Consider the following 1,669-nt stretch of genomic DNA (forward strand, 5'->3'; position numbering starts at 1 on the left):
TATCTCAGCGCCATCGGCGTGCAGGCTGCGCTTCTGCGCCGGGCGACCGAAGGCGGCAGCTACCGCGTCTCCGTCAACCTTGCCCAGACGATCATGTTGCAGCAGGCGATCGGCCTCATCGATGGCGCGACGCTGCTGAAGCATGACGACCTCGGGCCGGAGCATCAGCCGCTGCCGCCGAACCTGCAGACCGGCCCGACCGCGTTCGGCGAATTCACGCGTCTCGGCTCGCAGATCGAGATGTCGAGGACGCCCGAATACTGGGCGGACCCGATGGTCGAGCCCATCGGCTCCAGCAAGCCGGTCTGGCTGCCGCGCTGATGCAGGTCGGTGACCTCCCGCGGAGGCTCGCCCGAAGGGTCTAGGGTTGGGCGGACATGGTCTGCCCGACCTCCTCGGCCACCGTCTCGCCGCTGCCGGCCTTTGCGTCCTTCTGCTCGCGCAGGAAGATGTAGAGGCCGGCCGCGACGATGATCAGCGCGCCGATGATGAGATTGAGCTTCGGCGCGTCGCCGAAGAAGACATAGCCGAAAAGGCCCGCCCAGAGGATCATCGTGTACTGGTAGGGCACGACGACCGAGGCCGGAGCGAGCTTCAGCGAGCGGTTGACGCAAAGGCTCGCGACGAGCGCCACGACGCCGACCAGCGACAGCAAGCCGAAGTCGCGCAGCGTCGGCATCACCCAGGCGAAGGGCGCCGTCACGGCGCCGGTCGTCAGCGCCGCCGTCGTCGTGAAGGCGAGCAGCGTGCTGTCCCTGGTGCCGCGCAACTGCCGCGTCACCAGCATCAGCACGGCGAAGACGAAGGAACCGGCGATCGCCACGAAGGCGGGCGGAGTGAGGCTCGCCGCCGATGGCTTCAGCACGATGATGACGCCGACGAAGCCGACCAGGATCGCCGCCCAGCGCCGGGCGTCGATGCGCTCCTTGAGCACCAGCGCCGACAGCGCGGCGACATAGATCGGGCCGGCGAGGTAATAGGTCATGACATCGGCGAGCGGCAGATAGCGCACCGACCAGTAGAAGAAGCCGACCTCGATCGTCGCCAGGGCGACGCGGGCGAACTGGACCCAGGGCTTCGGCGCCGCCATCAGCCCCTTGATGCCGCCATCGCGATGGACGAAGGGGGCGAGCAGCACCAGCGCGGCGATCGAGCGGAACAGGAGCACCATGCTGACCGAATAGGTGCCGACCAGCCATTTGCCGAGCGCGTCGTTCAGCGAGAACAGGAAGATCCCGAGGATCATCAGAAGGATGCCGAGCACCGGCCCGGACAGGGCGGCGCGGCGGGATGCTGCGGCGGATGGGGGGGAGGACATCGGGATCAGGGTGGGCGTTCGGGAAGCGGCAGTCTGCATGGAACACCCGCGAAGGCAACCAAAGAGCATGCTGCGCTGCGGCATCCCGAGATTCCGGTTGCATTTCCGGCCCCGAGACGGCATATAGCGCTCGACGATCATCGTGATCGCGCTGTCCTATCCACCGCTGGCTCTTGCGAGCCGTGGTCGATGGGTCTTCCCGCCGGACAGGCGGGCACGATCCGGTCCGCTGGCCCCATCGCGCGTGGGCCGGGACATACCGTCGGATGCAGATGGCATCCGCGCAGTTAGGCTTTTTTCTTGAATCAATCGAAAACTTTCGCGGATTTGGCCCTCGCCGAACCGCTGCTG

At 66.9% G+C, this 1,669-nt stretch carries 1 protein-coding gene and 1 pseudogene; one reads left to right on the forward strand and one right to left on the reverse strand.

Going from position 1 to position 1,669, the window contains the following annotated elements:
* Positions 1-321, forward strand: a pseudogene (locus tag BGN95_RS06785) (hypothetical protein); the annotation flags it as partial.
* Between the two features lie 40 nt (positions 322-361).
* On the opposite strand, the gene BGN95_RS06790 reads toward BGN95_RS06785, so the two are convergent.
* Positions 362-1,459: a DMT family transporter gene (locus BGN95_RS06790; RefSeq protein WP_286772057.1), complete on the reverse strand. Its 1,098-nt coding sequence runs from the start codon at positions 1,457-1,459 to the stop codon at positions 362-364.
* Between the last annotated feature and the right edge of the window lie 210 nt (positions 1,460-1,669).

The sequence above is a fragment of the Sphingomonas sp. 66-10 genome (assembly GCF_001897045.1).
GTDB classification, from domain to species: domain Bacteria; phylum Pseudomonadota; class Alphaproteobacteria; order Sphingomonadales; family Sphingomonadaceae; genus Sphingomonas; species Sphingomonas lycopersici.